The organism is Streptomyces sulfonofaciens, assembly GCF_014656295.1.
Lineage (GTDB): Bacteria > Actinomycetota > Actinomycetes > Streptomycetales > Streptomycetaceae > Streptomyces > Streptomyces sulfonofaciens.
In genome coordinates, this window is the sequence record NZ_BNCD01000047.1 from 1 (window position 1) to 17,629 (window position 17,629).

11 protein-coding genes are annotated in these 17,629 nt (G+C 72.7%); 7 read left to right on the forward strand and 4 right to left on the reverse strand.

What is annotated here, in order from left to right; all coding sequences use genetic code 11:
- Nucleotides 1–641: 641 nt before the first annotated feature.
- On the reverse strand, nucleotides 642–2,576 hold the full coding sequence (locus IE313_RS34210) for a Xaa-Pro dipeptidyl-peptidase (protein ID WP_189939213.1): 1,935 nt from the start codon (nucleotides 2,574–2,576) through the stop codon (nucleotides 642–644).
- A gap of 508 nt (nucleotides 2,577–3,084) precedes the next feature.
- Here IE313_RS34210 and IE313_RS34215 point away from each other — a divergent pair.
- Both IE313_RS34215 and IE313_RS34220 read left to right on the forward strand, forming a co-directional pair.
- Complete coding sequence (locus tag IE313_RS34215; RefSeq protein ID WP_189939216.1) at nucleotides 3,085–3,912, forward strand: carbon-nitrogen hydrolase family protein; 828 nt, start codon at nucleotides 3,085–3,087, stop codon at nucleotides 3,910–3,912.
- Nucleotides 3,913–4,149: 237 nt separating this feature from the next.
- Nucleotides 4,150–5,073, forward strand: a complete 924-nt coding sequence (locus IE313_RS34220) for an SCO0930 family lipoprotein (protein ID WP_189939218.1) — start codon at nucleotides 4,150–4,152, stop codon at nucleotides 5,071–5,073.
- A 290-nt stretch (nucleotides 5,074–5,363) separates the two neighbouring features.
- Here the strand turns inward: IE313_RS34220 and IE313_RS34225 are convergent, their stop codons facing one another.
- Complete coding sequence (locus IE313_RS34225; RefSeq protein WP_189939220.1) at nucleotides 5,364–6,737, reverse strand: hypothetical protein; 1,374 nt, start codon at nucleotides 6,735–6,737, stop codon at nucleotides 5,364–5,366.
- A 389-nt stretch (nucleotides 6,738–7,126) separates the two neighbouring features.
- On the opposite strand from IE313_RS34225, the gene IE313_RS34230 reads away from it, so the two are divergent.
- The 3 genes from IE313_RS34230 to IE313_RS34240 all read left to right on the forward strand — a co-directional run bounded on the left by IE313_RS34230 (nucleotide 7,127) and on the right by IE313_RS34240 (nucleotide 14,067).
- A complete protein-coding gene (locus IE313_RS34230; RefSeq protein WP_189939222.1) occupies nucleotides 7,127–7,420 on the forward strand; it encodes a WXG100 family type VII secretion target in 294 nt (97 codons plus the stop codon).
- A 212-nt stretch (nucleotides 7,421–7,632) separates the two neighbouring features.
- Entirely contained in the window at nucleotides 7,633–9,609 is a 1,977-nt protein-coding gene (locus IE313_RS34235) for a hypothetical protein (RefSeq protein ID WP_189939224.1), read from the forward strand.
- 60 nt (nucleotides 9,610–9,669) lie between these two features.
- Nucleotides 9,670–14,067, forward strand: coding sequence for a type VII secretion EssC family protein (locus IE313_RS34240; RefSeq protein ID WP_229925191.1), 4,398 nt, complete (start codon nucleotides 9,670–9,672; stop codon nucleotides 14,065–14,067).
- An 82-nt stretch (nucleotides 14,068–14,149) separates the two neighbouring features.
- Here the strand turns inward: IE313_RS34240 and IE313_RS34245 are convergent, their stop codons facing one another.
- Nucleotides 14,150–14,773 carry a hypothetical protein gene (locus IE313_RS34245; protein WP_189939225.1) on the reverse strand — a complete coding sequence of 208 codons (624 nt, stop codon included), beginning with the start codon at nucleotides 14,771–14,773 and terminating at the stop codon, nucleotides 14,150–14,152.
- Nucleotides 14,770–15,072: a hypothetical protein gene (locus tag IE313_RS34250; protein WP_189939227.1), complete on the reverse strand. Its 303-nt coding sequence runs from the start codon at nucleotides 15,070–15,072 to the stop codon at nucleotides 14,770–14,772. The genes IE313_RS34245 and IE313_RS34250 overlap by 4 nt, the downstream gene beginning before the upstream one ends.
- A 217-nt stretch (nucleotides 15,073–15,289) precedes the next feature.
- Here IE313_RS34250 and IE313_RS34255 point away from each other — a divergent pair, with 217 nt between their 5' ends.
- Nucleotides 15,290–15,964: a COG4315 family predicted lipoprotein gene (locus IE313_RS34255; protein ID WP_189939229.1), complete on the forward strand. Its 675-nt coding sequence runs from the start codon at nucleotides 15,290–15,292 to the stop codon at nucleotides 15,962–15,964.
- 273 nt (nucleotides 15,965–16,237) lie between these two features.
- Nucleotides 16,238–17,302: a D-alanyl-D-alanine carboxypeptidase family protein gene (locus IE313_RS34260; protein ID WP_189939231.1), complete on the forward strand. Its 1,065-nt coding sequence runs from the start codon at nucleotides 16,238–16,240 to the stop codon at nucleotides 17,300–17,302.
- Nucleotides 17,303–17,629: the final 327 nt, after the last annotated feature.

The following is a 17,629-nucleotide window of genomic DNA, read 5'->3' on the forward strand; positions in this document are numbered from 1 at the left end:
CGGCGCACCGGCCCCTCATCGGCCCGGGGCTCCCGGCCTCCCACGCCTCGCCGAGACCCCGGTCCGAACGGTCCCGCCATGCGGCCCCGCGATGCGGCCCCGGTCGGTACCAGCGCCTGCACGTGCCGCGCCGACAGGCCGCGCTGCACGGGGCGCGCCGCGTACGGGCCGGGGCCGACCGGTCCCTACGCGGCGCGGAGCTCGGTCCCGGATGCTCGGCAGGGAGCGGTGATGCTGCCTCAGGCGAGTGCGCCCGGAGGAGTTGAGGGCCACCTGGCCCCAGCCCTCGATCGGATTGCCTTCCCGTACGGTGCTTGCGGAACGCGTGGTCGACACTGACTGCTGCGGGTGCGAGCGTGCCTCGGATTCCCCTTTCCTTTTTCCTTCTCCCGTGCCGGTGGTTCAGGAGCGCGGTGGGGCGGCCCGGCGCGACAGGCTTCCACCCGTGACGGGGTGCCGCGGGGCGGCGGTCGCCGCACCGGGACACCGGCGACGGTGTGCGAACCCCTGCGGGGGAGGCCCTGCGGGCGGGCGGTGCGGGCGGGCGGTGCGGGCGGGCAGTACGGGCGGGCAGTACGGGCGGGCAGTACGGGCGGGCAGTACGGGGGCCGGCCGGCAGACCGGCCGGCCCCCGTCGGCAATCAGCGGAACGAGCGGTGCGGGCGCGGCAGGTCGACCCGGGTCGGGCCCTGCCAGTCGCGCTGCGGGGCGAACAGCGTGCCCGCGGCCGCCGACCGCGCGGGCGGGGCCGCAGGCAGGGTGATCCCGCTGCCGGCCAGGTCGACGGAGACGGTGGCGCCGGTGGCACGGTCCGACTGCACGTCGCTGTCGGTGCCGATCAGCACCAGGGCCAGCCGGTGCCCCGCCTTGAAGGTGTAGTCCTGCGGCAGCGTGTCCCACTTCACGCTGTAGGCCTTGCCCGGTGTCAGCGGGGCCGGTCGGCTCAGCGAGAGGCGGTTCTGCGCGTCGGTGTAGCCGCGTGCCACCACGTTGACGTCCGAGGTCACCGTGTCGGTGACCACCTGCCTGTAGCAGGCGTCGTCCACGGTCGTGCTCTCGCCGTGGCAGTCCTCGGTGCCGAGGGTCCGCACGCCCTCTCCCGCGCCGAGGTAGTTGATCCGGGTGCCGGTGCCGTAGTCGACGAGCAGTGCGCCGAGGTTCGCGGTGGGCTTGTCGAGCCGCACCGAGAGGCTCACCTCGGGCGTCCCGGAGATCCGCAGGTCGTGCGCGAGCGGCGGCGTCGTGTAGGCGAGGCGTCCGGGCGCGGTCGTCTCCGGGGCGGCGACCGCGGTGTCCTCGGCCACCAGGGTGTCGGTGTACGTGCCGGTTCCCGAGTCGGTGTGCAGGCCGAGGGAGCCGTCCGCCTGCGGGCGCAGCGTCACGGGTGTCGCGCCGGGTGCCGGCCAGTCCTGCTGCGTGGCCCACTGGTCGGGGCCCGTCTCGACGTCGGCCCGCGGCTGCCGCATGATGTCGTTGGGAATGCGCCACAGCCAGTGATCGAACCACTGGTGCAGGGTGTCGACCCAGGCGTCGCGCCGGTAGTCGAACGGGTCGACGTGTCCGTACTGGGAGAGCCACACCTTGCGCGGCACGCCCTGCTGGGCGAGTGCGGACCACCACGTGGAGAACTGGCTGGGCTTGACGTTGAGGTCGTTCAGACCCTGCACGGCGAAGACCGCGGCGTGCACCCTGCGCACGTCGGCGACGGTGCCGTCGCGGTAGTCGCGCTCGGCCCAGAAGGCGTTGTAGTCGCCGGTGGCGTCGTCCTGGCCCGCTGCGAGCTGCTGCTGCACGGCCGCGCACTTCGCCGGCGGATCGGTGTCGACGGTGTCGGCGAGGCCGTCCTCCTCGCCGCGCGCCAGGAGGGTGCCGTTCATGCGGCTGTAGTCGTACCAGGAGCTGATGGCCGAGATCGGTACGATGGTTTCCAGGCCCTGCACGCCGGTCGCGGCCACCGCGTTGGCGAGGGTGCCGTCGTAGGACTTGCCGATCATCGCGGTACGGCCGTTCGTCCAGGTCGCCCTAATCTGCCTGCCGTCGGCGTCGAAGGCTTTGGCGCGCCCGTTCAGCCAGTCCACCACGGCCTTGCCGCCGAGCACGTCGGAGGCACCGCCCGAGGTGGGGCAGCCGTCGGACTTCGTGGTGCCGTCCATGTCCACCTCGAGCACGGCGTAGCCCCGCGGCACGAAGTAGTTGTCGTAGTAGAGGGGGAACTTCGCCGGGTCCCCGTCGGTGTCGTACGTCTTGCGCTCGGACTCGTTGCCGCGGCCGAGATTGTCGTAGTAGGGGCTCTCATCCATGATGACGGGGACCTTGAGGCCCTCGTCGCTCTCCTTGGGCCGGATGATGTCGACCCGGATCAGGTCCTTCTTGCCGTCGCCGTCCGAGTCCACGCTCGACTGGACGTTGACGTACTCCCTGATGGCGTCCTGGTAGGAGAAGACCGGCTGGGTGCCGTCCGCGGTCACCTTGATGGAAGCTTTCTGCGCCGCCGCGTGCGCGGCCGGCACCCCGGCCGCCGCGAGCGCGGCCGTGATCGTGATCGAGGCGAGGGCTCTTCGCCATGACGTGCGCAATGCATTTCCTCCTGCCGCCCTGAGCTGTTACCCGGAGACGGCACGGACCAGTAGCGAAGCACCGTCTCCGAGAAGATCGTGCGTATCCTCTCAGCACGCACGGGGCGGAGATCCGTCGTTCCCGCGATCGCTGCGGAATAGTCATGTGAGCGGAAGCCTGAGTGCGGGTCAGGCCGGTGCCCGGGTCCTCCCCCCGGCGGCCAGGGCCCGCGGCGGCGTCCGCCCCGCGCCGCAGGCGGGCCGCCCGCCCGGGGGATGCCGGGTGAACGCCCGCGGGCCACGGGCGGTGCCGCGGGTGCCGTGTTCGGTGCGGGCCGTGCGGGCGGTGCGGACGACCGGGGCGGTGGTGACCACCGGCCGAGACGGCCGCCAGGGCGGGTGGCCCACGCGGCGGCGAGTGCGGCTCGGCCCCCGCCCGCAGGGGGCCCCGCCCGCAGGGTGCCTTGTGGCGGCGGCAGGCCGACCGTAGCGTCGGGGCGACACACCCGTGCCACCGCCGAGGTCGCCCATGTCCACGCTGCACGTCGCCCTGCTCCAGAGCCAGGGCTGCCCCGGCTCCGTACCGGCCAACCTGGAACTGCTGGACGCCGAGGCCGGAAAGGCCGCTGCCGCGGACTGCGATCTGCTCGTCACCCCTGAGCTGTTCCTGACCGGCTACGGCGTCGGCGAGGCCCTGCCGCGGCTCGCCGACGAGGCCAGGGAGGCCGGGTCCGAGGTGGACCGCATCGCTGCCCTGCACCGGATCGCGATCGTCTGCGGCCTGCCCGAGGCCGCCGGGGGAGTGCTGTACAACGCGGCGCGGCTCACCGGCCCCGACGGCGCACCGCTTGCCCACTACCGCAAGACCCACCTGTGGGGCCCCTACGAGCGCGCCTGGTTCACCCCCGGTGACCTGGCGATCGCCCAGGCCCGCCTGCGAGGCGTCACCGTGGGCCTGCTGATCTGCTACGACGTCGAGTTCCCCGAGGCGGTGCGGGCGCACGCGCTCGCCGGTACCGACCTGCTGGCGGTGCCGACGGCGCTGCCGCGCACGGGCGCCTTCGTCGCCGAAACCCTGGTCCCCGCACGGGCGTTCGAGAGTCAGCTCCACATCGCCTACGCCAACCGCACCGGCACCGAGGGCGGGTTCGACTTCGCCGGGCTCAGCACCCTCGCCGGGCCCGGGGGACGCCCGGGGCCCCGCGCGGGCTCCGGCACCGAACTGCTGCTCGGCCACGTCGACACGGACACCCTCGCCGCCTCCCGCACCGCCCACCCGTACCTCGCCGACCACCGCCCCGACCTGTACACCGCGCGCCGCGTGTCCGGCCGCACCGCACCGACCACGGCCCCGTGATGGACGGCCAACAGGTCGGGAGGCTGAGACGGGCGGCCAGGAGAACGGGTTCCGCCGCACCACGGGGCTCACACCCCGGCGGCTGTCTCCGTCGTGCCGGCCGTGCGCCGCGACCGAACCCGCGGCGGCTGCCACGGCATGCCGAACACCGAGGTGAACGCACCGGTGGGGGCCGCACGTGTGATGAGCAGGTGGCTCCCGCGGGGAAGCCGAGGCATTTGAGTCCGAGGGATCGTGATGAACAAGAAGACGTGGCACAACCTCGCCCTGGGGGCGTCCGCACTGACGCTCCTGACCGTGTCCGCCTGCGGCAGCGGGGACGGTGGTTCCCAGGACCGGAACCCGAAGCAGGGCGCTTCACCGGCGATCAGCGTCATCCCGGGCTCGGCCGGCTCCCCTCCCGCCGTCAGCTCCTCCGCGGGCCGGTTCACCGTGCACACCGACGACAAGCTGGGCCCCGTCGTGAGCGACGCCAGGGGCATGACCGTCTACGTCTTCGACAAGGACACCACTCCCGGGACCTCCGCCTGCGAGGGGGCCTGTGCCAAGGACTGGCCGGCGGTCCCCGCCGACCGGGCCACCGCATCCCCCGGTCTCAACCAGGACCTGCTCGGCTCCCTGACGAGGCCCGATGGCACCCGACAGCTCACCCTGGCAGGCAAGCCGCTCTACTACTACGCCAAGGACACGAAGCCGAAGGAGACCAGCGGTCAGAACATCGGCGGGGTGTGGCACGCAGCCGCCCCCGACGGCTGGAAGTCCGGTGTCCCACGCCCGGCGCTCGGCGTGCTCAACGACCCCAAGCTCGGCCCGATCCTCCAGGACGGGAACGGCAGGACCCTGTACCTGTTCACGAAGGACACCCCTTGGCCCATGAAGACGGCCTGTGGCACCGCCTGCCTGGCGACATGGACGCCGACCGGCCTGGTCAGCGAGGCGGATGCCAAGGCGGCCGGACTCCCGGCGAAGACCCTGTTCCCCTTCACCACGGCGAACGGCAGCCGGCAGGAGTCCTTCAACTGCTGGCCGGGGTACACCTTCAAGGGTGACACCCAGCCGGGACTGACAGGCGGCCAGAACGTGGGAGGGGTGTGGTTCGCGATCAAGGCGAACATCAAGAAGATCGACCGGGGTGCCACCGTCCCCGCGGCCAAGGGCTGAGCGCACACCGGCCGGGGACCGGGCGCGGCGGGGGGCAGGGACAGATGACGGGCAGTGGGCGACCACTGCCCGTCGGCATGCCACGGGACGCGACCTCGCCGCCGCACGCGGCCGCGTCCGGCGGCGAGGCACCCACCGGCCGCCGCCGCACCGCATTCGTGAACGACCGCATCGGGTACGGCCGTACCGTGTACGGCCACGCCCTGTACGGCCCCACCGGCCGTGTGCCGCGCCGCACACGGCCGTCAGGCATCGAAGCCACCTGACGCGCCCGTCGGGAGAACCGGCCGTCAGGCCGGCACCGTGAGCCTCGTCCCCAGCACGGGAATGCGTACGCTGCCGTGGGCATCGGTGTACCAGCGCCAGTGCGCACCGTTCGCCTCGCCGCACACCAGTCCCGTCCAGCCCGCGCCACCGGGCCCGCAGAGCGCGGCGAGTTCCGCCGCCTCGCGACCCGTCGGTGTCCCGGCCACGACCACGAGCCCCTTCACCGGCCGCCGCGCCGCGGCACCCACGACGGTGCGACGCGCCGCCTCGGGGGGCCGCGTGCCGCCCGGCTCGATCCTGGTGACCTCTTGGAGCGCGGCAGGGACCGCGAGCGGCGGTGTGCCGTCGGCGGCCCGCAGCACCGTCACCGGGGTGCGGGGCCTGCTGCGGGCGACCTCGGCCAGCAGGTTCCGCACCACGTCTCGGGCGACCGCGTCATCGCCGGTCACCGAGAGGACACCGTCAAGTCGGCTCATGTCCACGAAGACCGGCTCGCCGTCGTCGTCCGCGCCCACGCGTACGAGGCAGGCCGCGTCGAGGGCGGCGAGCGACATGGAGCCGGTCTCGGTGCCACCGCGCTCCAGCCAGCCCGTCGTGGTCGACGGCCTGCGCCACCGGGTGTCGGCGATGTTCTGCCACGGCTCCTCAAGGGTGTCGGCCGACGGCACCCACACCGTCACGCCGGCGCCGTCCACCCGTAGGGCGTGCACGGGTGTCTCGGCCCTGTGCCGGGTCGGCGCGAACTCGGCGAGCGTGCCGATCGCGCGCCGCACGGTCTCGGCGTCGGCCGCGAACCGGGCGCCCAACGCCCGCCGCGCGAGCAGTCTGCGCCGCCGCCGCGCGGGTCCGCCCAGCCTGTGCACCGCGCGCCGCAGCGCCGCGAGGCCCCGCCCCACCCGGCGCCTGGCGACGATGCCGGTCGTCACGAGCGCCAGCAGCACCGCGCCGGCCCCGGCGACGACCGCGGGCAGCGGCAGGGTCAGCAGGGCCGCCGGCTGCCCGGCCGCCGGTGGCGGGGCCGGTGCACCGCCCTGGCCGGCCGGGGGAGGGGCCGCCTGCTGGGTGGACGTATCCCTGGCCAACTGGACGTCAGGCCCGGAGGCGTCGTCGGGAAGCCGCAGGATCCAGCCGGGGTGGAGCGGTTCGCCCGGGTCGGTGAGGGCGGCACCGTCGGGCTGCGCGAGGGAGCGGTTGAGGGTGAAGATCTCACCTGCCCGTGCCGCGTCGCCCAGCGTGCCGGCCGCCACCGACTGGAGCGTGGCGAGCTGCCCCCCGCTCACGGCCGGGTCCTTCACGACGAACACCTTGATGGTGCCGCCCCCGCCGCCCCCGCCGTCCGCCCGGGCCTGTGGGCCCGTGCCCAGCAGGGCCAGCAGGCCCAGCAGCACGAGCGCCACCGCCCGCAGAGGCCGGTGCCGACCGCGCCTCGTGATCCTGTGTGCCGGTCGAGGCCGAGCCATGATCTCGCCGCCTTCCCTCATCTGTCCCACCCGTCGATGTCGTGGCCGAGTCCGCCCACCGCGCGCCGGAGCCCCGAAGGGGAGACGGCAAGCGGTGCCACCACTCACACGGGTCCGCATCCGGGAGAGTTCGAAATGAGCTGAACGGTTGTCCGCACCCGGCACGTGTAGGACGTGAACACACCGTGGGAACGACCCGGGGCCCGGCACCAGGCGGTGGTGCGGCTCCGCCGGCGGACCACGGTGGGCACCTCCGCGGCACGGGCACACCGTGACCCCGCCCGGGGGCCGCCCCGCCCATCACGTAGCAGGCAAGGAGTAACGACATGCCCGATTACAAGGTCAACTCGGACGAGACGGCTTCCACGTCACAGGCGCTGCTGAACGATTTCCAGCAGTGTGTCGACAAGCTCAACGAGGTGAAGGGAAAGATCAGCCAGCTACTCGCCAACGGCTATCAGACACCCGCGGCGCAGCAGAAGTTCCAGCCGTTCTTCGACGAGTTCGCGAAGGGCTTCGACCAGGTCAACCAGGGTCTCCAGGGCATCGGCCAGTATGTGAAGTCCGTCGGTGACGCCTTCAGCCAGACCGACGACCAGTTGGGCGCCAACCTCTCGTAGCCCGCACACCCCGCACGCCGGCCCCCGGGGCGGTGGCACGACCGCTGCGTGCCACCTGCCGCCCGGGGCCGGCGTGTGCCCGCTGCTCCCCGTGAGGGGCGGGTGAACGGTGTGGTGGTCCGGCCCGTGTAGGAAGCGACAGCGGTTGGCACAAGAACCTCCGGAGAGTACCCGTGGCACGTCGACACACATCGGGCTTTGAGGTCGTCGGGATGGACAGTGATCCCACTCCCGGGGACATCGACGAGATGAACCGGGTCCGGGACCGCTACCGCAGTATCGGCGACCAAGCCGAAGTGGCCCTGGACTTCCTCAAGAAGGGCGGGCAGGTGGAGACCGGCAGGGGCGAGGCGATGGACAAGCTCCGCGAACGCATCGACGACCTGCCCGACAAGCTCCAGAAGACCGTCACCTCGTACCACGACGCCGCCGAGGCGTACACCACCTACGGCCCCAAGCTCGTCGAGGCGCAGGATCTCCTCGACAAGGCCATGGACCAGGCCCTTGACGTCGCCGACCAGGCCCGCCAGTCCGTGGCGCCCCTCCCGGACGACGCCACCGACCAGCAGAAGAGCGACGCCAAGAAGCAGCAGGACCAGATCGACCGGGCGAACGACAGCCTGACCGCGGCGAAGGACCTCGCCCAGCAGGCCAGGTCCATGCGTGAAACCGCCCAGCGGGCCTGCGCGGACGTGCTGGACCGGGCGGCCGGCGAGGCGATACCGGAGCGGAACATCTTCCAGAAGATCGCCGACTTCTTCAAGGACTTCCCCTTCGTCCAGATCCTCCTCGGCGCCCTCATCGCCATCACCTCCGTCTTCTTCCCCGTCGTCGGGGCGCTGCTCGGCGGTGCCCTGTTCGCCTTCACCACCGTGGTGGGGGCGGCCAGTGGGACTCTCACGCTCGGCGACGTCCTCACCGGACTGCTCGGCATCATCCCGGGCGGCGGACTGCTCAAGCTGGGAGGGAAGGCGGCCACCGCGCTGGGCGGTGTGGCGAAGTCGCTGCCGGGCGTGGCGAAGTTCGCGGACGGCGCGGGCGGTGTGATCGGCAAGGTGTCCGGCAGCATCACCAAGGTGGGGGACTCCCTCAAGAACTCCACGACCCTCCAGGGCGTCCTCAACCACCCCGTGACCCAGATCGGCAGGAAAGCCGCCGAGGACGGCGCGGAGGAAGCCGCAGGGGAAGCGGCATCGGAGGTCATCCAGGGCCAGCCCCTCGACGCCGGCGCCATCGCGGGCGCCGGTGCTGTCGGCCTCGCCGGCGGCGCCCTGGGAGCCGGGGCGAAGAAGTCGCCCTTCCCGCAGAAGGGCTCCGCGGCGGCGCCCTCCGGCGGCACGGGCACGCGTACTCTCCCGGGCGGTGGCAAGGGCAGAGGGAGAACGGGTGCGGGGGCCTCGTCCGGCGCCGGGCCCTCCTCGGGTGCGGGGGCCTCGCCGGCCACTCCGGGAGGAACGGGCACCAGAGCGGTTCCGGGGGACAACGACAAACCGTTCCTGACCGAGGACCAGATCATCAAGAAGATCACGGGTACCGCGGGCAGACCGAACGAGGCCACCGACCACAGCGGACGCGTCCCCGGGAACGAACCGAGACGCACCCTGGGCGGCTTCCCGTTCGGTGACGGCACCCTCAACGGTGCGAAGAACATCATCTCCCGTCCCGAGGTGCTGACCCTGAAGGACAGGCAGGGCCAGGACGTACAGGTGGCCGTCCACCTCAACGCAACGCTCAGCACGGGCAACGAAGTCGTCACCGAGACGGCCGCCAAGGACAGGAACGTGCCCCTCGCGTCGACGGTGAACATCAAGGTCAGCCATTTCCACCTGACCGCGAGGCCGCTCAGCGACCAGAACCTGATCGACGCGCACGGGGCGTCGCAGGCCACCGCGGACAACTCCGTCCACCTGGGCGCGAGCAACGAGCACCGGGGTTTCGACAACCGCGACGGCAATATCGACAACCTCGCCACAAGCCTCAATGTCGACAAGGACGACCTCGTCAAGGCCCTCGACGACCGTTTCGGGAGCGTCACGGACGTCGGCAACAGGTTCCACGACGATGTGCAGCAGGCCGTCCTGCACGGCTCCAAGGTGCCGAACGTGACGGTGAACATCGCCGGCGACAAGACGTTCCCGTTCCGGGGAGACCGCAACCGGCAGCCCGACGAGGGAGCCGGCCGGCCGTGACCGTCCGGAGCCGGACCTGCCCGCTTTTCCCAGCCGTTCATCCAGGTAAGGACGCGAACAGTGCGACTGAAAGTCAGTGTGCGTGACCCGTTGGCGGAGGAGGCGCCCACCACCGTCGTCGTCGACACCGAGCCCGCCGCGCAGGCGGGTCGGCTCGCCGCGGAGCTGGCGCGCGCCGTCGGCCACAGCGGCGACGACGGCACGGGTGCACCGGACCTCTACATGGGCGCGGAGCCGGTCGACGCCGAGGCCACCCTCCAGTCCGCGGGGGTGCGTGACGGCGTGACCCTCGGGCTCGGCACGCCGTTGCCGCACGTGCCCGACCCCGAGGGCAGGACGGAACTGAAGGTGGTGTCGGGCCCGGGCGCGGGCACCGTGTACCGCCTGGTGCCCGGCGACTACGACATCGGCGGTGACGACACCTGCCGCATCAGGCTGGCGGGAAGGGCTCCATCGGTCGCCGCCCGGGTCCGGGTGCGTCTCGACGGCACCGCGGAACTGCTCGCCACCGACAAGGCCCAGCTCGACGGCAAGCCCGTCGACGAGCCAGCCCCATGGCCGGAGGGCAGTCAACTCGCCCTCGGCGACATGCTGCTGGAACTCACCTCCAGGGTGTCCGCGCGTGCGCCGTTGACCCCCGCGGCGGACGGGCTCGGGCTGGAGTTCAACCGTCCTCCCCGCTTCCTGCCCGCCGAGGCGAAGGGAGACTTCCGGCTGCCCGGCCCGCCCGTGAAGCCGGACAAGCGGCCCGTCCCGCTGCTGCCGATCCTGCTGCTGCCCGCGGGCAGCGCGGTGGTCACCATCCTCGTCACCCACCGCTGGGCGTTCATCTTCATCGCCCTGCTCTCCCCGATCGCCGCGCTGGTCACCCAGTTCGGCAGCCGGAAGCAGGCCATGCTCAAGTACCAGGAGCAGAAGGAGGAGTACGAGAAGAAGCTCGCCCGGGTGCGCGCCGACATCGACGCCGCGGTCGTCGGGGAGCAGCTCAACCTGCGCCTTGCCCTGCCGGATCCGGCAACGCTCCTCCAGATGGCCGCCCAGCCCTCCGAGCGGCTGTGGGAGCGCCGCTGGCAGGATCCGGACTTCCTCGCGTTGCGCGTGGGCACCGCCGACCTGCCGTCCTCCGTGTCCGTGCTGGACCCCACCCAGGACGAGCACCGCCGCACCACCGTGCCCACGCTGTACCAGGTACCGGTGTCGGTGCCGCTGCGGCGGGCCGGGGTGACCGGTGTCGCCGGCGCCGCTGCGGGCCGCGCCGCGAGCTGGCTGACCGCGCAGGCGGCGTCCCTGCACAGCCCCGCCGACCTCAGTATCGTCGTCCTCGCCGGCCCCGAGGGCGAACGCGACTGGTCCTGGACCCGCTGGCTGCCCCACACGCAGCCGGCCGGCGAGGACGCGTACGCCCTCATCGGCTCGACCACCGACTCCCTCGCCCGCCGCATCGGGGAACTGGGCCAGATCGTCTCCGCCCGCGTGCAGGCGGGCCCGGACCTGGTGCGCGGCGGCGTCCACGGCTACCCCGACGTCCTGGTCGTCCTCGACCAGGCCCGCCGGGCCCGCTCGCTGCCCGGGATCGTCTCGCTGCTGCGCGACGGCCCCGCCGTCGGCGTCTACACCCTCTGCATGGACCGGGAGGAACGGCTGCTGCCCGAGGAGTGCGGCGCGGTCGTCGTCACCGAGCCCGGCTCCATGACGTTCTCCAGGGTCCGCACCGGAGGCGGCGCCGCCCTCGAACAGGTACGGACGGATTCCCCGGAACCCGCCTGGTACGAGCGCCTCGGCCGCTGCCTCGCACCGCTGCGCGGGGTGGGGGACAGCGACGAGAGCGCGCTGCCCGGCTCGGTGCGGCTGCTCGACCTGCTCGGCGTGGAGCCGCCGACCGCGGAGGCCGTCGTCGCAGGCTGGTCCCTGTCCGGCCGCTCCACCCGGGCCGTCCTCGGCACCGGCTACGACGGGGACTTCTCGGTGGACCTGGTGCGCGACGGACCGCACGCGCTGATCGCGGGCACCACAGGATCCGGCAAGTCCGAGCTGCTCCAGACCCTGGTGGCGAGTCTCGCCGTGGTCAACCGCCCGGACGAGATGACGTTCGTCCTCGTGGACTACAAGGGCGGCAGCGCGTTCGCGGAGTGCGCCGAGCTCCCGCACACCGTGGGCCTGGTGACCGACCTCGACACCCATCTCGTCGAACGTGCCCTGGTGTCCCTCGGCGCCGAGCTGCGGCGCCGCGAGACACTGCTGGCCCAGGCGGGCGCGAAGGACATCGAGGACTACCTCGACAAGCGCTCCCGCGGCGGCGCACTCCCGGCGCTGCCCCGGCTGCTGCTGGTCATCGACGAGTTCGCGTCCATGGTGCGCGAGCTGCCCGACTTCATCTCCGGCCTCGTCAACATCGCCCAGCGCGGCCGGTCGCTCGGCATCCACCTGGTCCTCGCCACGCAGCGCCCGAGCGGTGCCGTCACCCCCGACATCCGCGCCAACACCAACCTGCGGATCGCGCTGCGCACCACGGACACCTCCGAGAGCCGGGACATCATCGACGCGCCGGACGCCGGTGACATCTCGCCCGGTACGCCAGGCCGGGCCTACGCGCGGCTCGGGCCCGCGGCGCTGCTGCCGTTCCAGTCCGGCCGCGTCGGCGGGCGGCGCCCCGGCGCCCAGGTGTCCGCCGGCACCGAGGTGCCCGTACGTGCGCGCACGGTGTCCTGGCAGGACCTCGGAGGGCCCCTCGCCGGCACCGGTGGCGGCGACCGACCGGCAGGCGGCCGAACGGAGATCGTCACCGACCTGGCGGTGCTCGCCACCGCCATCGCCCAGGGGGCCCGCCTCGCCGCGGTGCCACGGCAGCCGAGCCCCTGGCTGCCCCCGCTCCCGGACGTGCTGGAGTGGACGCCCGCGGCCGCGCCCCGGCCGTCTGCCGAACGCGGAGCGGCACTGGGCGCCGTCGCGTACGGCACGGTCGACCTGCCCGCCGAGCAGAGCCGCTCGGACCTCGTCCTCGACCTGGACAGGGACGGGCATCTGCACATCATCGGCTCGCCCCGCAGCGGCAGGTCGCAGGCCCTGCGCACGCTCGCCGCCGCGCTCGCACAGGCCCACGGCGCCGACGACGTCCACCTCTACGGCATCGACTGCGGCAACGGGGCCCTGAACGCGCTGACGTCGCTGCCGCACTGCGGCGCCGTGGTCGACCGCAACCAGACCGAGCGCCTCGGCCGCCTGCTCGACCGGCTGTGCGCCGAGCTCACGGCCCGCCAGGGTGCGTTGGGAGCGCGTGGCACCGCCGACCTCGCCGAGCTGCGGCGCATGACCGGCCCGGGGGAGCGGCTGGCGCACATCGTGCTCATGGTGGACAGGTTCGAGGTCTTCGACCGCGAGTACGGCTCCTTCGACAACGGCAGCTATCTGGAACGCATGATGAGGCTGCTGCGCGACGGTGCGGGCGTCGGCATCCACGCGGTACTCGCAGGGGACCGGGTCCTCGGCAACAGCCGTTTCGCGGGCACCACCGAGGACAAGCTGGTACTGCGGCTGAACGACAGGGCCGACTACGGATCGGTGGGCATCCCCACCAGGTCGGCCCCCGCCGACCCGGCCCCCGGGCGGGCCCTGCGCACACAGGACCTCTGCGAGGTCCAGCTCGCCGTGCTCGGCCCCGACCTCTCCGGCACCGCCCAGGCCGAGGCCCTCACGGCGCTCGGCGAGGAGATCACCCGGCGCGAGGCGGCGGTGCCCGCCGAACGCCGCGCCCCGCGGCTCGACGTCCTGCCGGAGCAGATCGGATACGCACAGGCCCTCGCCCTGCGTCCGCGGACGGGGCCCATGCTTCCGCTGGTGGCAGTCGGCGGCGACACCCTCAGCGGCCTCGCTCCCGACCTGTCCGACGTACCCACCTTCGTCATCGCGGGGCCGCCCCGCACCGGCCGCAGCACGGCGCTGCTCACCGCCGCCCGTTCCGTGCTGGAGGCGGGAGCAGGGCTGGTGGTCCTGGCGCCGCGCAGGTCGCCCCTGCGGTCGTTCGAGGGCCGGGCGGGCGTCACCGCGGTCCTCACCGACGCCGACGTCCCGGTGGCGGACTTCCGGCAGGTACTGGGCAACGTGCCCGAGGACCACGCCGTCGTCGTCGTCGACGACGCCGAGCTGTTCATCGGCACCGAGATCGACAGCGATCTCGCACTGCTGGCCCGAGGCGGTGCCGGCAACGGCTGGGGCCTCGTGGTCGCCGGCAACGCGGAGTCGCTGTCCCTGAGCCTCGCGGGGTGGATCGGCCAGGTGAAGCGCAACCGCACCGGCATGCTGCTCTCACCGCAGTCCCTCACCGACGGGGACGTGATCGGCGTGCGGCTGACCCGCGGGCTGGTCGGTGCCGCACCCCAACCCGGACGCGGCCTGCTGCACCTGGGCGACGGCACCCTCACCTCGGTGCAGGTGCCGTTGTCGGACGTGGCGGACCTCTGAGAGCGCGGATGCGCACGGAGTACACCGCAAGGGGCGGTCCGCAGCCCGGACCGCCCCTTGCGGTGGATCTCTCCGCCGGTCCTCACCGCACGGCGCCCAGCACCTTCCCGTCCCGGGAGACGAAACGGAAGGTGCCCGTGATCGCGTCGAAGAGGTCGTACACCGTCTCCCGCAGCGGCAGATTGGGGCTCGCGCAGACGACCACGAGGTAGTCGCGCGCCCTGCCCGGCACCGGCAGGATCGTATACATGGTGAGTAGCTGCACGTCGACGTCCGCGGTCACCCGGGTCGTCTCGGTGCCGGTGACCCGGGCCACGGTGCCCACCTCGGGGATACGCACCGAGGTGACCTCCCGGTCCCTCGGCGCCTTTCCGTTCGCCGACGCCACGCCCATCTGCGCGGCGATCAGCGGCAGGGTCAGCTCCACACCGTCCGGCGTGGAGACGGCGAACACCATCGCGTAGGCCATGAACACGCCGTCGTCGTACTGCGTGACGGTGCCCGTGGACAGCAGCGCGCCGTGGTTGCGGGCGGATCTGAGCAGGTCCCGCCCCTGGCGGAACATGTCGTTCAGACGTGCCCGCGCCACCGGATCGCCGGTCATGGCGAGGGCCTTCGAACGCGCGGCCGCCATGGCGCCGCCGCTCAGGTCGACCTCCTTCCAGGCGTCGGGCACGTCCAGTACGAAACGCTGTGCGGAACTCACCGGCCGCCTCCCGCTCCGTCGTCCAGATTGGCGACGGCGTCGTTGTCCGTTTTCGTGAAACTGTCCATGATGCTGTCCATGGCCTTCTTCAGGTCCTCGACCTGCTTGCGGAGCTGCTGCTTGCCGTCCTGCCACTTGTTCTCGAAGTTCTGGGCCGATCCGTGGCCTGCCAGCTCCGGGCCGAACGCCTTCTCGAAGTCGAACGTGTGATGCCCGATGTCGATGTTGTCGTGCACGAACCCGAGGGCCTGACGCGCCGCGTCCAGCTCGTCTCCGGGAATGAAGATGTCCGAGGGCACTAGACCTCCCCATGTGTGGGCGGTGGTGATGGGCGGTTTCCCACGACGCAACACGTGGGCTGGGCACCGATCGTTCACCTCGGTGGCACAGGGCGTCGGGCCGCCCTCGCGACCCGGACCCGCGGTCTTCGGGCATCCGTTCCGGCAGCCGCCGAACGGGGCCGATCGCCTTGAACGATTTCCGGCCCGGCCCCGTGTGGGAGACGTGATTGTCCCCATGCGTCATCGAAGCAGCTTGTTCATCGGCCGGCACGCACGCGCCCGGGTGGCCGCGGCCCTCGTCCTGTGCGGTTCCTTCGGCCTCACCGCCTGCGGCAAGACCATCTCGGTGAGCGACAGCGCCACGGCCCCGCCGAGCAGCGCGTCGGCCCCGGCGGCGCCCGCCCCCGGCACGCCCTCCGGTGCCCCGAGCCAGCCCTCAAGCAACGCCACGTTGCAGGTCGTCGACAACACGGCCGCCGAGTCGGGCAGGACGGGCACCGGCGGCACCGTGGTCGGCGCCGCCGTCCAGGAGCAGCCACCGAACTGGGTCCAGCTTTCCGCGGTGACCTCGCCCCCGCTCACCCCGCCCCACCTCATCAACATCAACCAGGCGGCGCTGTACCGCTTCGACAGGGACACCCCCGGCTCCGGACGGTCCGCCTGCAACGGGCAGTGCGCCGTGAAGTGGCCGCCGGTGACCATCAAGGAGGGCGGCAACGTCTACCTCGCGGGTGTGGACCAGAAGCAGGTCGGTGCGATCCGCCGCCAGGACGGTACGGTTCAGATCACGGTGGGCGGTATGCCCCTCTACCGCTACGCGGACGACACCGCACCGGGCGACCTCAACGGCCAGGGGGTGGACGGCACCTGGTTCGCGGCCGGGCCCACGGGCGAGAAGGTGCAGCAGTGAGTGCGGCCGGCAGAGGCGTCCGGGCGGGCGCCGTCCCCCGGTGATACCGAACACACGCCGGTGGCGCGTGCGCGGGTGGCTGGTGTGCCGTTTGCGGGCGCGCCGGTCGTGGGCGGGGCGCTGAGGGGGCCGCGCAACAGAGACACGGGCGATACACGACGGATGACCGGCCGAGTGCCGCCCGATCCACGATCGGGGCGGGGCGGACACCCACACCGGCCAAGGTGGTCGACGTGCGCGACATCCGCGCGTTGCCCATGGAGGTGCCTTTCGATGTGCCCTGTTCGTGTCCCCGGCGTACCCGGCACGGGCGAGCCCGACCCGGCGCTGCGTCCACCGTCGCAGGACGACCCGCGGCTGTCTCCACGCCGACCGGGGCGCCCCCGGCTGCCGCGCACCGCTCTTGCCATCGGTGGCCTTGCCCTGGCCGCCGTGGCCGGCCTCGGCGTCTTCAGCCGGCTCACCTCCGGCAGCGCCCGCCCGTCCACCGGTCCGGCCGCGGCCGGGGGCGCCGCGGCACCGTCTCTGCCCTGGCCCGCGCAGGGCCAGTCGAGCGTGCTGGTGGAGGGCCTCGGTGAGCGCGGTGAGCTGGGTGCGAAGGGCAGGCAGACGCCGGTGCCGATCGCCAGCGTCGCCAAGGTGATGACCGCTTACGTGGTCCTCGGTGATCACCCGCTACGGGCGGGTGAGGCGGGCCCCACCGTCCTCGTCGACCGGGAGGCCGCCAACGAGCCCCTGTCGGGCGCGGAATCGACCGTGCCCGTCATCGAGGGTCAGCGGCTGAGCGAACGGCAGGCGCTGGAGCTGCTGCTGATCCCCTCCGGCAACAACATCGCCCGGATGATGGCCCGTTGGGACGCGGGCTCCGAGGGGGCGTTCGTCAAGAAGATGAACCGGGCCGCTCGCGCCCTGGGCATGGACCACACCACCTACACCGGGGCAAGCGGCTTCGAGGCCACGACCACCAGCACCTCCACCGACCAACTGGTGCTGGCCCGGCAGGCCATGCGGGACGAGGTGTTCCGGTCCGTCGTCGCCGAGCGCAGCGTCGAGAAGCCCGACGGGTCCGGTGCGCTGCCCAACACCAACACACTGCTGGGCACGGACGGTGTGATCGGCATCAAGACCGGCTCAAGCACCCCCGCCGGCGGCGCCCTGATGTGGGCGGCCACCGCGCCCGACGCCAGCGGACACGAGCGGCTGGTCCTCGGCGTCGTCCTGCACCAGCGCGCCGGCGCCGGCGCCGCGCAGGGCCTCGAAGCCGGCCTCGACAACAGCCGCGTGCTGATCGAGGGCGTCCGGCGCTGGCTGTCGACGACCGAACCCGGAACGCACTGAGGCCCACAACGCACGGCGTTGCCGCGCCGCGTCGTGCCGGTGCCGCGGCCGTTCGGCGGCCGGCGACCAGGTCCTCGGGTGGCCCGTCCGCGCTCGTCCTGCGACCTCGGCACGACGGACCCCTTCCGCCGCGGCCGCCTGCCACCCTGGCGAGTTGGATCCGGATGAAGCGGGTCGGTGCGGTACTGGAACGCCACTCGGCCCCTCCCGCCCCCTCCTCATCCGGCATGGGGAGCCCGTGGGGGGGGGTGGGGGGGGTGCCTCTATGTCTTTCGTCAAGGTGTTCGGGTTCGGTTTGGGGTGGTTTGACTTGTGGGTGTCATGCGG

What these genes read in the sequence shown, in the direction of transcription:
- IE313_RS34215 (WP_189939216.1), top strand. Translation starts at nt 3,085, where the DNA reads ATGTCCACGCTGCACGTCGCCCTGCTCCAGAGCCAGGGCTGCCCCGGC.
- IE313_RS34220 (WP_189939218.1), top strand. Translation starts at nt 4,150, where the DNA reads ATGAACAAGAAGACGTGGCACAACCTCGCCCTGGGGGCGTCCGCACTG.
- IE313_RS34230 (WP_189939222.1), top strand. Translation starts at nt 7,127, where the DNA reads ATGCCCGATTACAAGGTCAACTCGGACGAGACGGCTTCCACGTCACAG.
- IE313_RS34235 (WP_189939224.1), top strand. Translation starts at nt 7,633, where the DNA reads ATGGACAGTGATCCCACTCCCGGGGACATCGACGAGATGAACCGGGTC.
- IE313_RS34255 (WP_189939229.1), top strand. Translation starts at nt 15,290, where the DNA reads ATGCGTCATCGAAGCAGCTTGTTCATCGGCCGGCACGCACGCGCCCGG.
- IE313_RS34260 (WP_189939231.1), top strand. Translation starts at nt 16,238, where the DNA reads ATGTGCCCTGTTCGTGTCCCCGGCGTACCCGGCACGGGCGAGCCCGAC.